The organism is Rhodococcus sp. CX (assembly GCF_015865005.1).
Lineage (GTDB): Bacteria > Actinomycetota > Actinomycetes > Mycobacteriales > Mycobacteriaceae > Rhodococcus.
This window is the reverse complement of record NZ_JADZGH010000198.1, coordinates 20,862-21,143: the sequence shown is the minus strand read 5'-3', so window position 1 is coordinate 21,143 and position 282 is coordinate 20,862. Positions and strand designations below refer to the sequence as shown.

1 protein-coding gene is annotated in these 282 nt (G+C 67.7%); it reads left to right on the top strand.

All coding sequences use genetic code 11. The features are described 5' to 3' along the window. Positions 1-144: 3-keto-5-aminohexanoate cleavage protein (locus I0Q12_RS33460; RefSeq protein ID WP_269437668.1), on the top strand; the 144-nt coding region annotated here is incomplete at its 5' end. Positions 145-282: the final 138 nt, after the last annotated feature.

The following is a 282-nucleotide window of genomic DNA, read 5'->3' as shown; positions in this document are numbered from 1 at the left end:
TACTCGCACGGTCGCCTGGCGACGAACCTCGAACTCGTCGAGCGCGCGGTCCGGATCATCACCGAACTCGGCTACGAACTCGCCACCCCGGCGGAGGCTCGCGACATGCTCGGCCTGCCACAGCTCGATTCGGTGCCGACATGAGCGTGTACCGATCGCGCGGCGTGGTCCGGTTCTCCGAGACCGACGCCTCGGGCCGATTCCACTACACCGCCGCCCTGAAGTGGGCGGAAAACGCCGAGCACGAGTTGTATCGCGCCGCGGGAGTGCCGATCGTCGGCT